Source organism: Streptomyces sp. NPDC003393 (genome assembly GCF_053589015.1).
The window spans coordinates 137543-155878 of sequence record NZ_JBSFRB010000008.1; the positions used below are offsets into that span (position 1 = coordinate 137543).

Sequence of the window (18336 nt, forward strand, 5' to 3'; positions counted from 1 at the left end):
GCGGCCCACACCACACGTCATGCGGCGCCCGGGAACCCGCGGCCGACACGAGAACGGCGAACCACTGCTCGACGGGGACAGCGAGCCCCGCGGCGAAGTACTGTCCGTCCACACCGACATCGTGAATCAGCCCCACGCTCAGCGGCCCAGTCTACGCCGCGACGGGCGACCCTCGGCCGAGGCCCAGCCGCAGATCGCCCTCAACAGCGCCTCTCCCGGCAGTGAGAAGGACTCGATCCCCTGTCACATCCCCCAGACCTCCGTATCGGACCTGACACCACGGACGCCATCGGCGGCCGGGCGAACCCGGCCGCCGGGAGACCGGTGAGGACCAGTCAGAGCGTCTTGACCTGTCCGCCGTCGATGATGATCTCGGATCCGGTGATGTTGCCCGCCACCGGCGACGCCAGGAAGAGGATGAGGTCGGCGACCTCGTGCGCCTCGGTGATCCGGCCCGAGGTGATGCCCATGTTCTGCGGTACGACCACGTCGAGCGCCTCCTGCGCCGTGACTCCGGCGGCCTGGGCGGTGGCGTCGGCGAAGCCGCCCGGAGCGGTCCAGAAGGGGGTGCGGACCGGGCCCGGGGAGACCGCGTTGACGCGGACGCCTCGCGGCGCGAACTCCTCGGACAGGGCCTTGTTCAGGTTGGACAGCGCCGCCTTGGCCGCCGAGTAGTCCACGACCATGGGGAAGGGCAGCCGGGCGTTGATCGAGCTGATGTTCACGATCGCCCCCCCGCCGTCCTGGACCAGGTGGGGCAGTGCCGCCCGGCTCACCCGTACGGCGCTGAAGAAGGTCAGGTCGAAGATCTTCTGCCAGTCGGCATCGCTGACGTCGAGGAACGACTCCCGGGGCTCGCCCGCGCCGACGTTGTTCACCAGGACGTCGACGCGGCCGTATTTCTCCACGCCCTCCTGGATCAGCCGCTCGGCTCCTTCCGCGGTCGACAGGTCGACCGACACGATCGCGATGTCGTGCTTCGCCGCCAGGGCGTCCAGTTCGGGCGTGGAGGTACGACTGCCCGCCACGACCTTGGCGCCCTCACCGGCCAACTTCTCGACCACGGCCAGGCCGATGCCCTTGCTGGCTCCGGTGACGACGGCGACCTTGTCCTTGAGGTGCAGATCCATGACATTCCTTTTCTGGATTGACTGATACAAATTTTCTGGATTATTCGATACAGAATCAGGGTAGACGGAGTCGGGGCAGAAAGGCCGCCCCACAGCCGCGACCCGCTGCGGCGCTCAGTCCAATGCGCGCATCGCGGCCGTCAGGGCGTCGTCGACGAACTGCCGTCCCATGCGGGCTCGGCCGACGACGCGGACTCCCTGGACGAATGTGGTCAGGAACCGGGCGAGCTGCCGCGGATCCTTCTCGGGTGAGAGCTCGCCCCGCACCTGCGCCCCTTCGAGGACGCCGGCGAGGAGGGACTCGACCTGCCGGATCGCGGTGTTGACACGATCGGCCGCCGCGGGCTGGCCCCCACATTGCGTGGAGGCGTTGACCACCAGACACCCGCGCGTCGGGTCGGCCAGGTCCGCCTCGATCATGGAGGAGAGCATCAGACGGATCGCGGGCCTTAGCTCGGCCGTCTCCTCGAAGATCTTCTGCAGACTGCCGCCCTGGAGGCTGGTGTACCGCTCGAGGGCACGGAGGTAGAGCTCCTCCTTCGAACCGAAGGCGGCGTAGAAGCTGCCGCTGCCTATCGACAACTCCTTGAGCAGATCCTGCAGGGACGTCTCGGCGTAGCCGCGGCGCCAGAACAGGTCCACCGCGCGGTCGACCGCCTGGTCGATGTCGAACTCCCTGGTGCGTGCCATGCCACGAGACTAGCACCCTTTGTGGATCGGCCAATCAACTATGTTCCGTCTCACGTGGCGGCGGTTCGAATGATCTGCTCGGTCCAGATGGTCTTCCCCGTCTTGCTGAAGCGGGTGCCCCAGCGCCGGGTGAGCTCAGCGACGAGATACAGCCCCCGTCCGCCTTCGTCACCGGCGCGTGCGTAGCGCAGATGAGGGGCGGTCGTGGTGGCGTCGGACACCTCACATGTCAGCACGCGGTCGCGGATCAGCCGGAGGTGAACGGGCCCCCGGGCGTATCTGATGGCATTGGTGACCAGCTCGCTCACCACCATCTCCGTGACGAACGACGCTTCTTCCAGACCCCAGGTGTCCAACTGCCGCGCTGCCAAGCTACGGGCAGTGCCGACGACCGCCGGGTCGCTGGGCAGCTCCCACGTGGCCACGTCCTCTTCGTCAAGGCGTCGCGTACGTACCAGCAGCAGTGCGCCTTGCGTGGAGGCGCCCGCGAGCCCGGCCACCGCCTCGTTCATCAGGTGTTCCACCGGGGCCTCACCGACCGACGAGATCGCGGCCCTGAGCAGGGGCGGTACATCGTCGGCGGCCAAGCCGTCCGAAGCCTCCACGGTGGGGGTGTAGAAGGCGAGCGTGCTGCCTGTGGGCAGATCGACCTCCACGGATCCGGCGAAGTCGTCCCCCGTGCCGAGCGGGACGCCAGGAGACAGCGCGACAGCTTGCGCGCTGCCGTCGGGCGTGGCGACGACAGGCAGGGGATGTCCCGCGCTCGCCAGCGTCAAGCGGCCGGAGACCGGGTCGTAAACGGCGTAGACGAAGGCGGTCTCGGTGAGGAGTGAACTACGCTCCTGCGGTTCTGTGTCCGGGGATCGCTCGCCGGCGATCCGGGTCGCCAGTGCGTGCAGGCGGGCGAGGACTTCGTCGGCGGCCAGGTCCATGTCGGCGAGAGTCTGGACAGCCGCGCCGAGGCGCCCGATGGCGGCCGCACCGGCAACGTCGGGTTCACCGGTCGTCCCCATGACCAGAACCACACGACTGCTCGAGACCGGGATCACGTCGAACCAGTCCGCCCTGGAGGCCGTGGGTGCGAAGTAGTGTGCCGTCTCGACGGCGCTGCGCTGAGGGAACCGCCGCGGCAGGAGGCTCCGCTGGAGGGTACGTGCCGCGCCGTGCTCCCGCAGGTAGCGCCGAGCGTTGTCGATGGCCAGCGCCGCCCGGGAAGCGAGATCCCGTACGGTGAGGACATCGAAGTCCGAGAAGGAGTTCCCGTGTCCTAGCCGGTAGAACGTCACCAGGCCGAGGACGACGCCCCGGGCGCACAGCGGCGCGACGAGCGCATGAGCAGGCTGCCCTGCGCCGCGGTCGAGAGGTTCTCCGGCGTAGCCGGGCAACACGGTCTCCATGCGGCGTGGCTGCGGGTCCGAAAGACGTTCCGCGGCCGACGGCGGGTAGGGGTAGAAGAGGTGCCGGGCTCGTGCATCGCTGTCGGCACGTGCGGTGCCGGTGTGCCGCAGACCGATTCGCCGGAGGTCCGCCACCGACGCGTCGGGTTCCTCGCCGGCTATGACCGGAGCGAGGACGTCGACGGCTGTGGCGTCGGCGAACCGAGGAACGGTGATGTCGGCCAGTTGCTGACCTGTGCGCATCACATCCAGGCTCGTGCCGATCAGGGTGCTCGCCTCGGCCAGCAGAGCGATCCGCTCTTCCGCGACGCGCTGCTCCGTGATCTCCACCGAGGTCGTGGCCAGCCCGAGGATGTGACCCTCGCGGTCGTTCAGCCGAAAGGCGGAGTTGGTGAACACATGCTCGTTGTCGGGGTCATCAGGGGGATGACCCCGCTTTTCGAAGCCGATGTGCGGAATCCCTGAGCGCAGGACCTCGGCCATGCACACCTCAAAGTCCCCGGCATTGGACTCGGGCCACACTTCGTGGGGCCTCAGGCCGAGCGACTGCTGAGAGAAGATGCCCTGCTTGCCCAGTGCCGCCGGGTTGTAGCGACGAAGATGCAGATCGGGATCGTAGACGCACAAGCTCACCGGAGATTGGCTGAAGAGCGCTTCCAGCACTGCCGCATCGACGTCATGCGTATCCGGGTTCTGCGCAGCGGGAGCCATGAGCACGGTCCAGCCGCCGTTCCTCGCACTCGGGTGCACCAGTACCCGGCATTCCCGGGTACGGCCGTCCTTGCGACACAGCCTGATGACGGGCGCGAGCATCCTGTCCCCGGCATGGCCCCGGTCGGCCAGGGTTCGGCGCTCGTCAGGGGCGGCGAGAATGGTCACCGGCTGTCCGCGCATATCCGCAGAGGTGAACCCGAGCAATGCCTCCGCTTCGGTACTCCACCGAATGATCAGGCCGCGCTCATCGCATTCGACTTCGGCCGCAGTACGGCGTTCCTCCGCCGGAGACTGCCGCTCTTTCGCACGTGTGCTGTTCACGGATCCCGTCCCCTCTGTGGCCGCTGCACGAGCCGACACGACAGGAAGACCGATATTCGTCCACGGTACCCGGGACTGCGGCGATGCGTTGAGTTGGTCCTATTTGGCCCTGTGTTCCGCGCTCAGGCAGGCCGCCCGGAGGCCGTATGCGTCCCTTCTTCCGCGCGGAGCGGGACGCATACGGCGAACCGTGAGAAGACCCGGTTCCCCGTAGCCCGCGCGTCCGCGCTTGCCGCTTCCCGTGCTCCATGGTCTGCGGCGCGGCCCTGGGCCGCCCTCGCCGGGTCGGGCCCGCTCAGGTGTTGTCGTCGTAGCCGGTGGACAGAGCCAGCTCGCGCCACTGCGCCAGTTCGTCGGCCACCGAGGCGAGCTTGGCCTCGACCCGAGCGACGCAGTCCGCGCCGAGCTGGAGGCGCAGCGGGGGCTTCTCGGCCCGCGCGACCTCGACGATGGCGGCGGCGGCCTTGACCGGATCCCCGGGCTGCGCGTGATTGGTCTGGTCCGCCCAGTCGCGGGCGCGAGCGGCCGACTCGGCGTAGTCCTCGATCGCTCGTCGGGTGTGGTGCAGCGAACTGCTGTCGAGGAAGTCGGTGCGGGAGACGCCTGGCTCCACGACGGTGGTGTGGATGCCCAGCGGTAGGAGTTCAGCCCGCATGGCCTCGCTGATGCCTTCTACGGCGAACTTGGTACCGGCGTAGATGCCCCATCCGACGCCGGCGGCGAACCCGCCGACCGAGCTGATGTTGATCACTCGTCCAGAGCGCTGCCGCCGCAGAACGGGCAGCACGGCCCGGCAGACTGACAGCATCCCGAAGACGTTGGTGTCGAACACGGAGCGGACTTCGTCGGCGGAGGCCTCCTCCACCGCGCCCAGCAGCCCCCGGCCGGCGTTGTTGACCAGGACATCGATGCGGCCGAATCGCTGCACCGCGGCTTCGGCGGCGGCCTCTACCTGCGTCTCTTCGGTCACGTCGACGCCGACCGCGAGAAGCCGGTCGCCCACATCGGGCAGCGCCCTGCGCACTGCTTCGGGATCGCGTGCGGTGGCGACGACGGCGTCACCGCCCTCCAACGCCTTGCGGGCGATCTCCAGACCGAACCCGCGGGATGCTCCTGTGATGAACCAGACCTGCATGAGAGTTCCTCCGATGCAACTGTCCCCGCCCGGTGGGCGTTCTGCCTGCCGAGGAAGCCGCGCCCTCTTCCAGGCAGAGCCAGGCAGCGCATGCGTGCATCGCGCGGGCGGTCCGGCTGGAGCCGCCGTTGACGCATCCGCTGTGGTCGCGTCCGAGCAGAGGGAGCGGGCCGGCAACCGTCGTCATCCGCCTGCCTCCCGGAGTTCTGAGTACTCGCCGATGATGCCTCACAGGCTGGTGCTCCGCCGGGAAACGAGGGGTTTCTGATCCGTGCGAGCCGACAGCACGGGTGGGGAGAGGTCCGCGGTGTCGTGGGATCGGAGTGCGCCTCCCCCCTGCGGGGCGCCCGCCGAGCAACCAAGCCGGAGGAACCGACGGACCGCCCGGCTAACGCCCCGGTCGGGCAGCGCGTTGGACACTCCAGTGCGCCAGCGGTTGCAGGGCGCTCAGCAAGGCCTGGCCGTCCGCGCTGAGGTCGTAACGGATCTGTACCGGGGTGCTGGGGATCACCGTCCGCTCGATGAGGCCTTCGGTCTCGAGCTCCCTGAGACGCTGGGCCAGAAGCCGGTCGGAGACGCCGTCGATCACGGCCCGGTACTCGCCGAAGCGGCGAGCTCCTTGGGCGGCGGCGGACAGGATCGATCCTGTCCAACGGCGCCCGATCAGCTCCAGAGCGGCCTCGAAACGCGGGCAGGAGTCATCGTGGATCGAGCCGCGCTCCAGGCGCGGGGGCTGGGTGCCGATCACGTTCATCACTCCCAAAGATTCTCTACGTACTTACTAAATATTAGCACCTTACCCAGTCTTTGCCGCTTCGCGCCGTCCGCCGGAGTGTAGGGGCATGACCGACTACGGACGCCCCCTCACTTTCGGGCTGAGCCTCAACCCCTCGGCCGGGTCGCTGGACGAAACCCGGCGCCTCGCGCGCCTGGCCGAGGACGGCGGCCTGGAGTACCTCGCCGTCCAGGACCACCCTTACCAGCCGGGACATCTGGACACCTGGACTCTGATCAGCACCCTGGCCGCCACCACGGAACGCATCTCGTTCCTCACCGACGTCGCGGACCTGCAGTTGCGCCCGCCGACCATGCTCGCCAAGGCCGCCGCATCGCTGAGCGTGATCACCGACGGCCGCATCCAACTCGGCGTCGGCGGTGGCGCTTTCGCCGAGGCCATCGCCTCGATGGGCGGCCTGCCGCGGCGTGGTGATCAGATGGTCGCCTTCACCGAGGAATCCCTGGGGATCATGCGTCGGGCTCTGGCCGGAGGGGCGGTGCGGCTGCAGAGTCCTCGTCACTCGGTGACCGGTTATCAGGCGGGCCCGGTGCCGCCCAAGCCCGTCGAGCTCTGGCTCGGCGCCCAGAAGCGCAAGATGCTGACGGTGACGGGTCGGTCGGCGGACGGATGGATCTCTCCGCTGAACATCTACGTCCCGCCGCACGAGGTGCCCTCCCGTCAGGAGATCATCGACGCGTCCGCCGCCGCCGCAGGACGCAGTCCGCGGTCCGTCCGCCGCGTCTACAACGTGATCGGCGTCATCGGATCGGCCCAGGGCGGCCAGGGCCTCCTCGGTGACGTGCGCCGCTGGGTGGACACCCTCACCGAATGGGCCGTCGTCCTCGGCTTCGACACCTTCGTGTTCTGGCCCGTCACGGATCCCGAGAACCAGCTCGCGCTCTTCGCCTCCGAGGTCGTCCCGGCCGTCCGTGAGGCCGTCGCAGCCGTCAGGAGCGGACGATGACCACAAGCCTCGACACAGCGCCGGCCGGCCTCGCGGGCAAGATCGTCACACCGGACGATCGCCGCTACGCGCTGCTCCGCTCCACGTACACCACCACGGGCGACCCGGCCGCGGTCGTCCTCGCCGAGTCCGCTGACGACGTCACCGCGGCCCTGCGGCTGGCCCGTGAGCGAAGCCTCCCGGTCGCGGTCCGCAGCGGGGGGCACGGTCTGTCCGGAAGCGGTACGAACAACGGCGGGCTCGTCATCGACCTGAGCAGGATGCGCAGGGTCGACGTCCTGGACCGCGACGCGCGCCTGGTCCGCGTGGAAGCGGGTGCCCGCTGGGCGCAGGTCGCCCAGGCGCTCGCCCCTCATGGACTGGTCATCAGCTCAGGCGATCACGGCAATGTCGGTGTGGGCGGCCTCGCCACGGCCGGCGGCGTCGGATGGCTCGTACGGCACTACGGGCTCACCATCGACCATGTCCGTGCCGTGGAGGTGGTGCTGCCCGACGGCACCCAGGTCCGTGCCGACGCGGCGGCCGAGCCCGATCTGCTGTGGGTGATGCGGGGCGCCGGAGCCGGCGCGGGCATCGCGGTGGCCTTCGAGATCGAAGCCGTCGAACTCCGCGACGTCGGGCTCGTGCAACTCGTCGCACGAGTGGATCCGGCCGGCGAGACCCTGCAGCGCTGGGCGGACGTCATGGCGCAGGCGCCACGCGAGCTGTCGACGGCCGTGATGATGACCTCCCAGGGCACGACGCCGCTCGCCTTCATCACCGCCGTAGTGGCGTCCAACAGGCCGGACACCGTGCAGCGTGCCATCCAGCCACTTGCCGGCATCGGCGACGTCACGGTCCAGCAGGCCTTCATCGTGCCCTACACGGACCTGGTCTCCCCCGCCCATCTGCACACCAACACCGGGCAGATGCCGTCCACCACCACCAACGGCCTGCTGACCGACATCACCGCCGACGCGGCCCGCGCCCTGGTGGCGGCGACGACAGGCCCCGAGCAGGTCCTGGTGCAGATGCGCTCGCTCGGCGGCGCGGTCAACGACACGGCTGCGGCAGCGACCGCCTACGCCCATCGCCACCAGAGGACGCTGGTCATCGCCTCGACGTTCCCGCCGCGCGGACGGCAGGTACTGCAGACCGCCTGGGACGCCCTCACCCCGCACCTGGAGGGGGCGTACGTGAATTTCGAGAGCAACCCCGATCAGGAGACCTTCGCGCGCGCCTATCCCGGACCGACCGGCTCCCGGGTCAGTGAGCTGTGGAGGCGCTACGACCCCGACGGGGTGCTGCGCCGCCTTCCTGTCGGAACCCAGGAAGCCACGAAGGAGTCCACAGATGGGCTTCCCCTTCCCCGTTCCTGATGAGCGTGCCCCTCGATGGACCACTCGTCCTGAGGCACGGCTCAACAGCGGGCTCAAAAGGAGCCCCGGCCGGCGCTCGGGGGACGGCGACCGGCCGGGACTCGATCCAGGGGGTGTGCGGCCGATCTCCCTGTCCGTAGCCGGTGCAGACCGCCGGCCACGGCTCGCGGGACAGGATTAGCGGCAGCAGGTGATCGGCCCGTTGACCGACGCAGGCGGTGTCCGCGGAACCTCGCCGGCCTCTGCCTGCCTACGCCCACCCAGCAATACTGATCATAAAATCATTTGGACACCGTGTCCAACGCGGTGTCCCGGGTTGCGGTCCTGGGCCCGCGGAGCGGCGTCGGCGACGCTGTCCGATGAGCTCCCGGCCGGTCTGTGCAGGGCTGGATCACGGTCAGGCCGGTGGGCGGCGGTAGACGCCGTGCCAGTAGCCGCGGGCCAGTTCGCGGGCGACGACCGCGTCGTCGCTGCCGTCACTGCCTGCCACCTGCTGAGCGATGACCTGACTGCCCCCTTGGACGATCACCCTGGCGGCGAGCCACGGATCGACGTCCGCCGGAGTCCGGCCGGCCCGCCGCTCCTCTTCCAGCAGGTGCACCACGTTGTCGATGAAACGGTCCTGGTCCGCGGTCCACGCCTCGCGCACCACCGGGTCGTATGCCGCCACCTCGTTGATCGCTGCCAGAAGGGCCGCGTGTTCGCGGTAGTGCCGCAGGATCAGCTCATAGGTGCGTGCCAGGCCGTCGACGCCGCCGTCGGCGCCGGTGGGCTTCCAAACGGCCGCGATCGCATAGCTCTCCTTCTTGAGGGAGCCGCTCAGCCGGAGCAGCACGTCCACCTTGTCCCGGAAGTACAGATAGAACGTCGACCGGGAGATGCCGGCGGCGTTCGCGATCTGCTCCACACTCAGTTCGGTGTAGGTCACGCCACCGGCGAGACACTCTTCGATCACGGACAGGATCCGCTTCTCGAGCGCGGCCCGTCGGTCGTTCGCGGTGGAAGGACGTCGAGTAGTGGAAGCCATACCGCCAATCCTAGGAATCCGGCCGGGGCCCGTGGGCCGCCGGTCGGGACGCGGAGCTCGGTCTCCGGGCCGGCGTGGTCACCCGAGAGCGTCGCGTCGGACAGCGTGTCCGACACGATGTCCCTGGTCCGCATCGGTGTCAGTGTCAGGGAGGGCGGCAGGCGGGTCGCCTCTCATCCGCGACGTGATGGGTCGCCGCCGGCTTCTTGGGATGGAGATGCTGCTTCTGTTCGCCGGGCTGGTCCTTCCGGTCCCGAAGGCCGTGCGGGTATCTCCGTGGCAGCCCAGCCGGCCAAGAAGGTCAGGGCCTGTTCGCTCGGCGAGTGCGGCTCCGCGGTGTAGACGAGCAGGCTCTGGTCCGCGGAACCCCGCAGATCCAGCACTTGGAAGTCCAGACTCAGCTCGCCGGCGATCGGGTGGACGAAGTCCTTGCGGCCGTGCCGCTGGGCCCGGACCTTGTGGTCCGACCACCATCGGCGGAAGTCCGCGTCCTTCAGGGAGAGTTCGCCGACGAGCCGGGCGAGTTCGGGATCGTCCGGATCGCGGCCGGCGTCCATGCGGAGGTAGGCCACACCCCTCCTCGGCACCGCGCAAGACCGCCAGCAACTGGTTCCGGGACCCTCCGAGGCCGCCCCCTACCGATGTGTTGCGCACCTGCTTGCGCGAGCGTCCGCAAGCATCGGAGATTCGAAGAATGCCGACTCCGCCCTTGAAGCCGTCGGTGCCGCAGAGGCGATCGCCGACCAGGCCCGCACCACGGCCGGCCAGGAGCAACTCGTCGGGCTCCGTTCGGCCAACGCGGCTGCTGCCAGCCGCTGCTGGCAGCGAAACCGGTTACATCGGCTGGCAGTTGGAAGGTGCGATGCGAGGCGTAGAGGAGAATGGGTACGGCACGGAACGCTCGCGGCTCCGGTGGGGAGCAGAACGTTGGATCTGCAGGCCGGTGTAGGCGTCTACCAGTTCGTTCGCGACCGACGCTACGATCTCCGGGACGAACAGCACCCGGATGGCCACGACGCGTACGTCCAGTCCTGACGCGACGCCCACGAGCTCAGCCAGGAGTGCGCTACTGCGGTTCACGCGGGCAACACCGATGAGGCCCGCCGCCTTCTCGACGCGGTCATGGCCATGGCCGACCAGTGGAAGAGCCACCCCGACTTCTCCGCCGCAACCCGCGCCGTCCGCGCTGTGCGCGACGCGGACACCACAGGCGGGACGGTGATCATGAAGGCCTTCTGTTTTCTCATGTCGGGCGCGGTCGTAGTCATGCTGCTCCTCACGCCCCTTGTGATCCGCCTTCGCATCACTTCGTGACAGTGGACAGTGGGGTGGCTGGCCATCCTGCTGGGCTCCATCGCCGTGATGGCCCTGCTGGGTCTGACGGCACGCCTCACCGCTACGGATGGCCGGCCGACGCTCGTTGACGACTTGGAATCCTGACCCAGCACGGACCGCAGGAACAGCCTGCTCGATCAGCTCGTCCAGGTCTTGATCTGAGCGGCGACCTCCCGCACCGGGAGCCCGTCCCGGGCGGCGCGGGCCAGCGGGAGAACGGTGTCCAGACCGGGGCTCACCGGAAGGCCGCACGCCGACAGGTAGGCCGCGGTCACCGTGGCTGCGAAAAGCAGGTTCCTCATCTCCAGGCTCGGGTTTCTCGCCAGTTCGCACAGCAGCGCCGCAGCCTTGTGATGGGGCTCGGGGTAGACCTCGTGGTCCAGGATCTCCGCCCGGTGACGTGCCTCCGCCGCGACGGGGACGCCGTAGTCGACAACCTGCGGATCTCCCGGAATCTGCTGCGCTACGGCCAGGATCCACGCGAGGTCGATGCGGAGGTTCACGCGGCGTCCCTCGGGGCCGTCTCCGCCGGGGTGTCCGGGAGGCCGGGGTACCGGTCCTCTCCGATTTCCGCATCGAAGGCGTCCGTGTAGGCGGCCAGGAATGATGAGGCGCCGGCCATGAAGGCCGCGCGGGACTGGTTCACGTCGGCCTCGATCAGGTCAGCCACGTACCCCTGCAAGCTCAGGCCCCGGCGCTTGGCCCGGTCCTCGGCAGCTGCCCTGACGGCTTCGTCCAGTCGGATGTTCGTCTGCTTTCCCATACCAGCAGTGTAGCTATATGCCGGTACCAGCACATAGCAAATCGGGACGTCGGCCCGGGACCCGGCACGGAAGGTGGGATCGTTCCGGGGGTAAGTGGTCCTCACAGAAGTTGTTGATCAAGTGACCGTCGGCTTGTCCGCTCGTTGGTCTGGACGTGGGGAAGAGACAGTCGCGGCCGTGGATCGCGTCGGATGAACTGTGGTCGCTGATCGAGCCGTTGCTGCCCAAGCCGGGGCCGAAGCTGGTCAAGGGACGGCCACTCCGGCCCTCCCCGCGGGCTCTGGTCGCGCTGCTGTACCTGCGCAAGCACGACACCCTTACGCAGATCGCGGCCGGCTTCCGGATCAGCGTCGGCACTGCTCACGCCTACGGGCACGCGGTCATCGATCTCCTCGCCCGCCGTGCTCCGGGCCTGACCCGCGCCCTGCGCGAAGCGGACGCGGAGTATGTGCTGATCGACGGCACGCTCACCGAGTGCGACCGGGTTGGCGACGGCCGCACCGACTATTCCGGCAAGCACCGCCGCCACGGCGTGAACCTGAGGTCATCACCGACCCGCGCGGCGAGATCGGGTGGATCTCCCGCGCTCTTCCGGGCTGCACTCACGACCTGACCGCGGCCCGCACCCATCGCATCGTTGCCACCTGTGTCCGCCTCGACATTCCCGCTTTGGCTGACCTGGCCTACCTCCGCGCCGGCGGCACTTTCGCCTCGCCGACCAGACGCCCGCCCCGCCAGGAACTCACCGCCCGGCAAAGATCGCTGAACCGGGCGCACGCCCGACTTCGGTATCCGTGGAACGTGGCATGGCCACCCTCAAGCGCTGGCATATCTTCCGTCACGCCCGCTGCGGCCCCAACCGCCTGTCGTCAGCAGTAAAAGCCATCCTCACCCTGGAGAAGCAACGCTGAAAAGGCTCAACGAGTCGCCAGTGGCGAGGGTGGTCCCCGGGTCACCGCCCACATTCAGGGTGCGCCGTAGGTCTCGCCGGTCAGAGTGCGCAAGATGTCGCTGTCCAGGTCGTGTTGTATAACCGTGCTGACGCGGTGGGTTCCGATCCAGCCGGGGCACAGGGCTCCCGCGGCTCCGAGGTTCACGACATCCGACGGCAGCGGGCCGCGGTCAAGTGTCGTGGCGAGTGCCGTCGCGGCATTGACCTTCCCCATGCCGGTCAGCAGGACGGGCAGGGACGTGTCGAGGTACTGGGCCTCTTCCTAGACAGCCAGTACGAGCAGAGGACGGTCACTGGTGATCTCTCCCGTGAGTTGCACGAGGATCAGAGTACGGACTGGTCGTAGCATCCCGTATCGGGTGACCGTCGCTAAACACCCTCGTCCGCTGCCGATCAAGGCACTGACATCGCATGGCGCCCGCACATGGCCGCACTCTCCCTCGGCTGACAGCTTTTCGACCAGGTGACAGTCCGCCAGGTCAGCCCCGAAACCGGCGGAGTTGTGGCGCGCGGAAACGCTGTCCCGGATGTTCATCGAGGTCGCCGCCGGATACGGGCCACGCAGCCCGGGTCACGGTCGACACCCGGCTGACCCGTCTGCACCTCTACCACATACTCACCGACCGCGGTGCGGCGCTCGTCGGCTCTCGCTAGCCGCGTCGGCCATTACGTTACGGAGATTGCGTGTAACGTGAATACCACTCCGCATGGTGACCACCGTCACATGCCGAACCGACACGACCGTACACGTGCATGCCTGCCGTTGGCGGAACGCCGCTCTGCATGGACATGCCTGGAAAGACGAGAGTGAACGATGGCTTCGCACTACGGGATGAGCCTGGTCTCACCGAGCCGGGCTGAGATCGCCCGCCTCGCAGACGGCATCCTCGGCCCGGTCCTGCTACCCGGTGATGACGGATATCCGGAGGAATGTGCCACCTTCAACCTATCGACCCCGGTGAGACCGGCCGTAGCCATCGGCGCGACGAGCATCGCTGACGTGCAGGCGGCTGTACAGTTCGCTGCCGCACGCGACCTGCCTCTGGCGGTCCTCACCACGGGTCACCAGGTAGCCCGTCCCGCCGACGGCGCGGTCCTGATCAACATGTCCCGCCTGAACGGAGTGCGCGTCGACGCCGCCCAGCGGATCGCCCGTGTCGAGGGCGGCGCGCGAGGCGGTGACGTGGTCGATGTGGCCGGCCGGTACGGCCTGGCTCCGATCAGCGGCGCCTCCCCCACCGTCGGTGTCGTCGGCTTTACCCTCGGCGGCGGGCACAGCCCTGTCCTCGGCCGCCTGTACGGGTACGCGGCCGACCACGTCCAGGCCGCCGAGATCGTCACAGCAGACGGCCGACTGCGCCGGGTCACCACCGTCGACGAGCCGGAACTCTTCTGGGCCCTACGCGGCGGGAAAGGCAACTTCGGCGTGATCACCGCCCTGGAACTCAGCCTGTTCCCCGTCTCCCGTTTCTACGGCGGCGGCCTCTTCTTCCCTGGTGAGTATGCGGCCACCGTGCTGCATGCCTGGCGGAAGTGGGTGACCAGCCTGCCCGGAGAGATGACCTCCTCGCTCGCATTCCTGCGCCGAGCCGGGCAGCCTTTCACCCTGCACGTACGGTTCTCCTCGCTGGGTCCACGCAACGAAGCAGAGCACATGCTGGCCCCGATACGCGCACTCGCGCCATTGACCAGGGACACGGTCACCGAACGGCCCTATGCCGGTGCCGCCACGCTGCACTTGGATCCGGCCCAACCCGTGCCGATGACCGAAGGAGCCACGGCACTACGGGAGTTCACCGACGAAACCGCCGAGGCACTGCTCGCCGCTGTCGGCCCCGGGTCCGACACCCACCTGGGCTTCCTGGAACTACGGGCCTTCGGCGGCGCGCTCGAACAGCCGCCCGCCATGGCCGACGCGGTCGCCGGGCGGACCGCACGCTGGGCGGTCATTGCCGCCGGCGGCGGTGCCCCCGACATGGTGCCGACGTTCCGTGAGGAACTGGCCGCACTGGCCGACGCGCTGGCATCATCGGCGCAGGGCGAGACGAACGTCAACCTCCTGCCCGCACGCAGCATGACCCCGCAGGAGATGCGCACCGTCTACGGCCCAGAACTCTACGATCGACTCCGCGCCGTCAAGCAACGGTACGACCCGCGCAATCTCTTTCGTATGAACCACAACATCCCGCCTGAACCACTGCAGGTTCGGTAAGACCTCTACGGGGGCATCAGAGCCCATGTGCGAGTCGGTCGCCTTCGGTCCGGTCGCTTCCACGTCCGTCAACTCACCCCGACCGGAGTAGTTCCGGCTCCATCCCCATGACACTTCCTTCGAGCTCGGACACCGAAGCTTCGCTGAGATCATTCTCAGGCACGATCTGGTGGCCAACCCCGGGCAGGAACGCGCCGAGTACGGCGTTTTGGTGCACCTTGTGACACTCCGACGGACGCGTAGAGGTCCACGGCTGTCCGAGGCTGTGCAACCAAGCGTATGCGTCATGCGCTCGTGCCATGTCTTCTCCGGGGAGCCGGAATTGCCCTTTTCCACCATCACCCCCACAGGGGACGCGCTGCCCTGTCAGAACCGGGGAACTAGGGCGACCGGCCGGACAGGTCGGCGGTACGTCCATGGGGGCCCAGCAGTTGCCCGGCACACCGTGGTGGAAGATTCGAGATCCGGGCATCAATGATTTCCTTGGCATTCCCCACATGTACATTCCCCGTTCTGCTGCTGCGTAACTCGACGACAGCTGGCGAACGCTCTGCTATTTTGGAAGAAATCTGATGAAATACATTCTTGACCCCGAATTGGCTGCCATAGCGCCGATGATTCCGCCCCTCGATCTCTCTGATGTTCCGAGTATGCGGGCACTGGCCACGAAGTTGCTCGGTTCAGCGCCACCGTACGAATCGGGCAGGGCATTGAATGTCGAGGACGTCACGATCCCGGGGTACCGGGGGGCACCGGGCATCGGGGTGCGTGTATACGCGCCGGCCGAAGGGAGCGGCCCCCTCCCGGGTCTGCTTTTCCTGCACGGTGGTGCATACGTCATGGGTGACCTGGCCGGCGTCGACAACCAGGCCCGTCTGATCGCTGACCGAACAGGCACGGTCGTCGTGAGTGTCGACTATCGGCTTGCTCCCGAGCATCCTTATCCGGCGTCACTTGACGACAGTTACGCGGCACTTCTCTGGATGGCCGGTAAGGCGGGACGCGACCGAGGTATCGATGGCACACGCATAGGTGTCTGGGGAGAGAGCGCCGGCGGCGGGCTGGCAGCCGCGCTGACTCTCGTCGCGAGGGACCGCAAAGGGCCCGCGCTGGCCGCGCAGTTCCTGGACGCACCTGCCCTGGACGACCGGCTGAAGACGCACTCCATGCGCAGTTTTCACGATACCCCCTTCCTGAGTGCTTCCGACGCCCCCTTCATCTGGAAGTATTACCTCGGTCACTCGGCACAGCCCGGCTCTCCGGACGTATCCATGTATGCGGCACCGGCCCGGGCGGAGCTCGACGACCTGGCCGGTCTGCCGCCGGCCTGGGTAGCCGCCTATCAGATCGACCCGGTACGTGACGAGGTGCTGAATTACGCACACCTGCTGATCCAGGCAGGCGTGCCGACAGAACTGCACCACTACAGCGGCGCATTCCACGTAGCCCACGTAATACCCGGAACAGTCATCGGCGCCCGCATGATCGCCGCTCAGGTCGAAGCAGTCAGGCGATTGTTGCACACTCCCTCCGTCCGGGAGTAGCCCGAAAGCTCGCGTCGCGATCATCTGGCTCTGCATGGACCTGCACCGCCGTAATGGTCGTCGAGGATGGATTAAACATGATCAGCCGTGCTTTCACCGAAGAAGAGGAAATGATGATTCCGTCCGTTCGTCCGTCTCAGGAGATGATCCTGCAGTATCGCGCATCGGGGGCATGGCGCGGGGACACTGTCGTGGAGGATGTCTCCAGGTGGGCGAAGCAGACTCCTGATGCTCCAGCGGTCGTGGCGTCCCGAGCGCGGGATGGCCTGGTCACACTGACTTACCGGGAGCTGAGCGGCTGGGTGGAGCAGTTCGCGGCCGCGCTGGCCGAGTTGGATGTCCGGGCGGGTGATGTGGTGTCCATCCAACTTCCCAACTGGTGGCAGGCCCTGGCTTTGGAGTTGGCCTGCTGGCACCGGGGAGCTGTGTTGGCATCGGTTATGACCACCATCCGCGGTCGGGAACTGGAGAGAATGCTGGCCAGTGTGGGGGCCGTGGTGTTCATCACGACGGATGTGTGGGAGGGCTACGGATTTGCCGAAGCTGTGGCCGAGATGTCGCCGCGGTTGCCCGCACTGCGCCATCGGGTGGTACTCGGCGACGTAGTGCGGGACGGCGAGGTGGACTTCGTCGAGTTCTTTCAGCGGCAGCACCGCCCCGCCACAGCCCGCACGCCCACAGATCCCGACGCGGTGGCGCAGGTGCTCTTCACCTCCGGGACGACCGGCGAGCCCAAGGCCGTACTCAAGACCTTGAACAATCTTTATGCGGTGGTGGCGCCGAAACTTCAGGGCGAGGACGGGGCGAAGTCGCGTTACTGCAACCCGTTGTCGCTGATGCATGCGGCCGCATTGTCGTACGCCACGCGGTCGTTGATAAGCGGTGGCACGTTCTTGCTGGTCGACCGTTGGGAACCCCGGCGCGTCGCTGAGCTGCTGGCCGAAACGGGAACAGAGCAGCTGGCCCTGGTGCCCCCGTTCCTGAGTGAGCTTCTTGCGGTGCTGCGCGAGGAGGGCATCCGGCTGCCGCGGCTGCGCGAAGTCGCCGTAGCGGGCAGCGCGATCCCGGCCGAGCTGGTCACCGAAACGGCTGAGGTACTGGGCTTGCCGCTGATCGCCTTTTGGGGAATGACCGAGGGCGGCTTCATCTTCACCACTCGCGAGGACCCGCCGGACTGGGCCGCGCACAGCATCGGCCGGCCCGGCATCGGCACAGAGGCCGAGTTGCGCCCGGTGTCCGAGCAAGGGCTGGTCAGCGAGGAGAACCCGGGCCGGCTCATGATCCGGGGCGCCTCGATGTGCCTCGGTATCATGGGACGCGACGGCGGGACACTGCGGGTGCTGGCTGACAACGACGAAGGCTGGTACGACACTGGGGATCTGGCAGTCGAGGACGGACGGGGCGGATACCGGGTGGTCGGACGGGTCTCAGACCGAATCGGCGGCACAGTGATGATCCCGGTCGCAGACGTGGAGGACGCACTGCGCGCTCATCCCGACATCACCGACGTCGCCATCGTCGGACACCGGGACAACCTCGAAGCATGTGCAGTACTCGTGAGCGCACTGCCAATCACTCTGCACGACGTGCGCTCATACTTGTCCGATATGGGTATGACCGAATGGTACTGGCCCACGAGAGTGGAGCGTGTCGAAGCGTTGCCACGCAATGCCATGGGCAAAGTGGAAAAGGCCCGACTGAAGGCCTGGCTCGCCGGAGAGCTGTAACCATCGGCGACTGTCTGCACGGTATCGGTCGCTGATTCGTGCGCAGCTGACCTCGATTTTTCAACGGGCGAACCGCCGAGCTGCTCGGCGGTTCGCCCGTAATTCCTGGCCGGGCCTGTCGGACGAGGGACTCCGGCTCGTTTCCGGGTGGTAGCTGAACGTGAGAATGCTCGTCCTGCGCAGAGAGGCGGTACACCGACGAGAGAATGACGGACGAGATCAGACTCGATACCGTACTTCCGCGACCGGGAGGATGGTCCCGCCGGCCCCCTGTGCGACTACCGGCGA

General features: G+C 67.7%; 16 protein-coding genes and 1 pseudogene. 7 read left to right on the forward strand and 10 right to left on the reverse strand.

Features of this window, described 5'->3' with window-relative positions; all coding sequences use genetic code 11:
* Positions 1–335: 335 nt before the first annotated feature.
* The 5 genes from ACWDUZ_RS11265 to ACWDUZ_RS11285 form a co-directional block, all read right to left on the reverse strand.
* On the reverse strand, positions 336–1130 hold the full coding sequence (locus ACWDUZ_RS11265) for an oxidoreductase (RefSeq protein WP_451631555.1): 795 nt from the start codon (positions 1128–1130) through the stop codon (positions 336–338).
* Between the two features lie 114 nt (positions 1131–1244).
* Positions 1245–1820, reverse strand: a complete 576-nt coding sequence (locus tag ACWDUZ_RS11270; RefSeq protein ID WP_451631556.1) for a TetR/AcrR family transcriptional regulator — start codon at positions 1818–1820, stop codon at positions 1245–1247.
* Positions 1821–1870: 50 nt separating this feature from the next.
* Positions 1871–4252: a SpoIIE family protein phosphatase gene (locus tag ACWDUZ_RS11275; protein WP_451631557.1), complete on the reverse strand. Its 2382-nt coding sequence runs from the start codon at positions 4250–4252 to the stop codon at positions 1871–1873.
* A 295-nt stretch (positions 4253–4547) separates the two neighbouring features.
* Positions 4548–5387 (reverse strand): oxidoreductase, encoded by an 840-nt coding sequence (locus ACWDUZ_RS11280; RefSeq protein ID WP_451631558.1) that lies wholly within the window; start codon positions 5385–5387, stop codon positions 4548–4550.
* A gap of 388 nt (positions 5388–5775) precedes the next feature.
* A complete protein-coding gene (locus ACWDUZ_RS11285) occupies positions 5776–6141 on the reverse strand; it encodes a winged helix-turn-helix transcriptional regulator (protein WP_451631559.1) in 366 nt (121 codons plus the stop codon).
* Positions 6142–6229: 88 nt separating this feature from the next.
* Here ACWDUZ_RS11285 and ACWDUZ_RS11290 point away from each other — a divergent pair, with 88 nt between their 5' ends.
* Together ACWDUZ_RS11290 and ACWDUZ_RS11295 are read left to right on the forward strand one after the other, a co-directional pair.
* The gene (locus ACWDUZ_RS11290; RefSeq protein WP_451631560.1) at positions 6230–7129 is read left to right on the forward strand and encodes an LLM class flavin-dependent oxidoreductase; all 900 of its coding nucleotides are present in this window, start codon (positions 6230–6232) and stop codon (positions 7127–7129) included.
* Positions 7126–8487 (forward strand): FAD-binding oxidoreductase, encoded by a 1362-nt coding sequence (locus tag ACWDUZ_RS11295; RefSeq protein WP_451631561.1) that lies wholly within the window; start codon positions 7126–7128, stop codon positions 8485–8487. The genes ACWDUZ_RS11290 and ACWDUZ_RS11295 overlap by 4 nt, the downstream gene beginning before the upstream one ends.
* 397 nt (positions 8488–8884) lie before the next feature.
* Here the strand turns inward: ACWDUZ_RS11295 and ACWDUZ_RS11300 are convergent, their stop codons facing one another.
* Together ACWDUZ_RS11300 and ACWDUZ_RS11305 are read right to left on the reverse strand one after the other, a co-directional pair.
* Positions 8885–9514: a TetR/AcrR family transcriptional regulator gene (locus tag ACWDUZ_RS11300; protein WP_451631562.1), complete on the reverse strand. Its 630-nt coding sequence runs from the start codon at positions 9512–9514 to the stop codon at positions 8885–8887.
* A gap of 173 nt (positions 9515–9687) precedes the next feature.
* Positions 9688–10086 (reverse strand): MmyB family transcriptional regulator, encoded by a 399-nt coding sequence (locus ACWDUZ_RS11305; RefSeq protein WP_451631563.1) that lies wholly within the window; start codon positions 10084–10086, stop codon positions 9688–9690.
* 550 nt (positions 10087–10636) lie between these two features.
* Between ACWDUZ_RS11305 and ACWDUZ_RS11310 the strand changes: the two genes are divergently transcribed.
* Positions 10637–10828, forward strand: a complete 192-nt coding sequence (locus ACWDUZ_RS11310) for a hypothetical protein (protein ID WP_451631564.1) — start codon at positions 10637–10639, stop codon at positions 10826–10828.
* Between the two features lie 158 nt (positions 10829–10986).
* Here ACWDUZ_RS11310 and ACWDUZ_RS11315 read toward each other — a convergent pair whose 3' ends face one another.
* Together ACWDUZ_RS11315 and ACWDUZ_RS11320 are read right to left on the reverse strand one after the other, a co-directional pair.
* Positions 10987–11352 (reverse strand): hypothetical protein, encoded by a 366-nt coding sequence (locus tag ACWDUZ_RS11315; RefSeq protein ID WP_166634730.1) that lies wholly within the window; start codon positions 11350–11352, stop codon positions 10987–10989.
* Positions 11349–11612 (reverse strand): hypothetical protein, encoded by a 264-nt coding sequence (locus ACWDUZ_RS11320; RefSeq protein ID WP_451631565.1) that lies wholly within the window; start codon positions 11610–11612, stop codon positions 11349–11351. Before ACWDUZ_RS11320 ends, ACWDUZ_RS11315 begins: the two co-directional genes overlap by 4 nt.
* 260 nt (positions 11613–11872) lie before the next feature.
* Here ACWDUZ_RS11320 and ACWDUZ_RS11325 point away from each other — a divergent pair.
* Positions 11873–12524, forward strand: a pseudogene (locus ACWDUZ_RS11325) (transposase family protein); the annotation flags it as partial.
* 54 nt (positions 12525–12578) lie between these two features.
* Here the strand turns inward: ACWDUZ_RS11325 and ACWDUZ_RS11330 are convergent.
* Positions 12579–12779, reverse strand: a complete 201-nt coding sequence (locus ACWDUZ_RS11330; RefSeq protein WP_451631566.1) for a hypothetical protein — start codon at positions 12777–12779, stop codon at positions 12579–12581.
* 618 nt (positions 12780–13397) lie between these two features.
* On the opposite strand from ACWDUZ_RS11330, the gene ACWDUZ_RS11335 reads away from it, so the two are divergent.
* The 3 genes from ACWDUZ_RS11335 to ACWDUZ_RS11345 all read left to right on the forward strand — a co-directional run bounded on the left by ACWDUZ_RS11335 (position 13398) and on the right by ACWDUZ_RS11345 (position 18048).
* Positions 13398–14777, forward strand: a complete 1380-nt coding sequence (locus ACWDUZ_RS11335; protein WP_451631670.1) for an FAD-binding oxidoreductase — start codon at positions 13398–13400, stop codon at positions 14775–14777.
* 572 nt (positions 14778–15349) lie between these two features.
* Positions 15350–16321 (forward strand): alpha/beta hydrolase, encoded by a 972-nt coding sequence (locus ACWDUZ_RS11340; RefSeq protein WP_451631567.1) that lies wholly within the window; start codon positions 15350–15352, stop codon positions 16319–16321.
* A gap of 77 nt (positions 16322–16398) precedes the next feature.
* A complete protein-coding gene (locus ACWDUZ_RS11345; protein ID WP_451631568.1) occupies positions 16399–18048 on the forward strand; it encodes an AMP-binding protein in 1650 nt (549 codons plus the stop codon).
* Positions 18049–18336 lie beyond the last annotated feature (288 nt).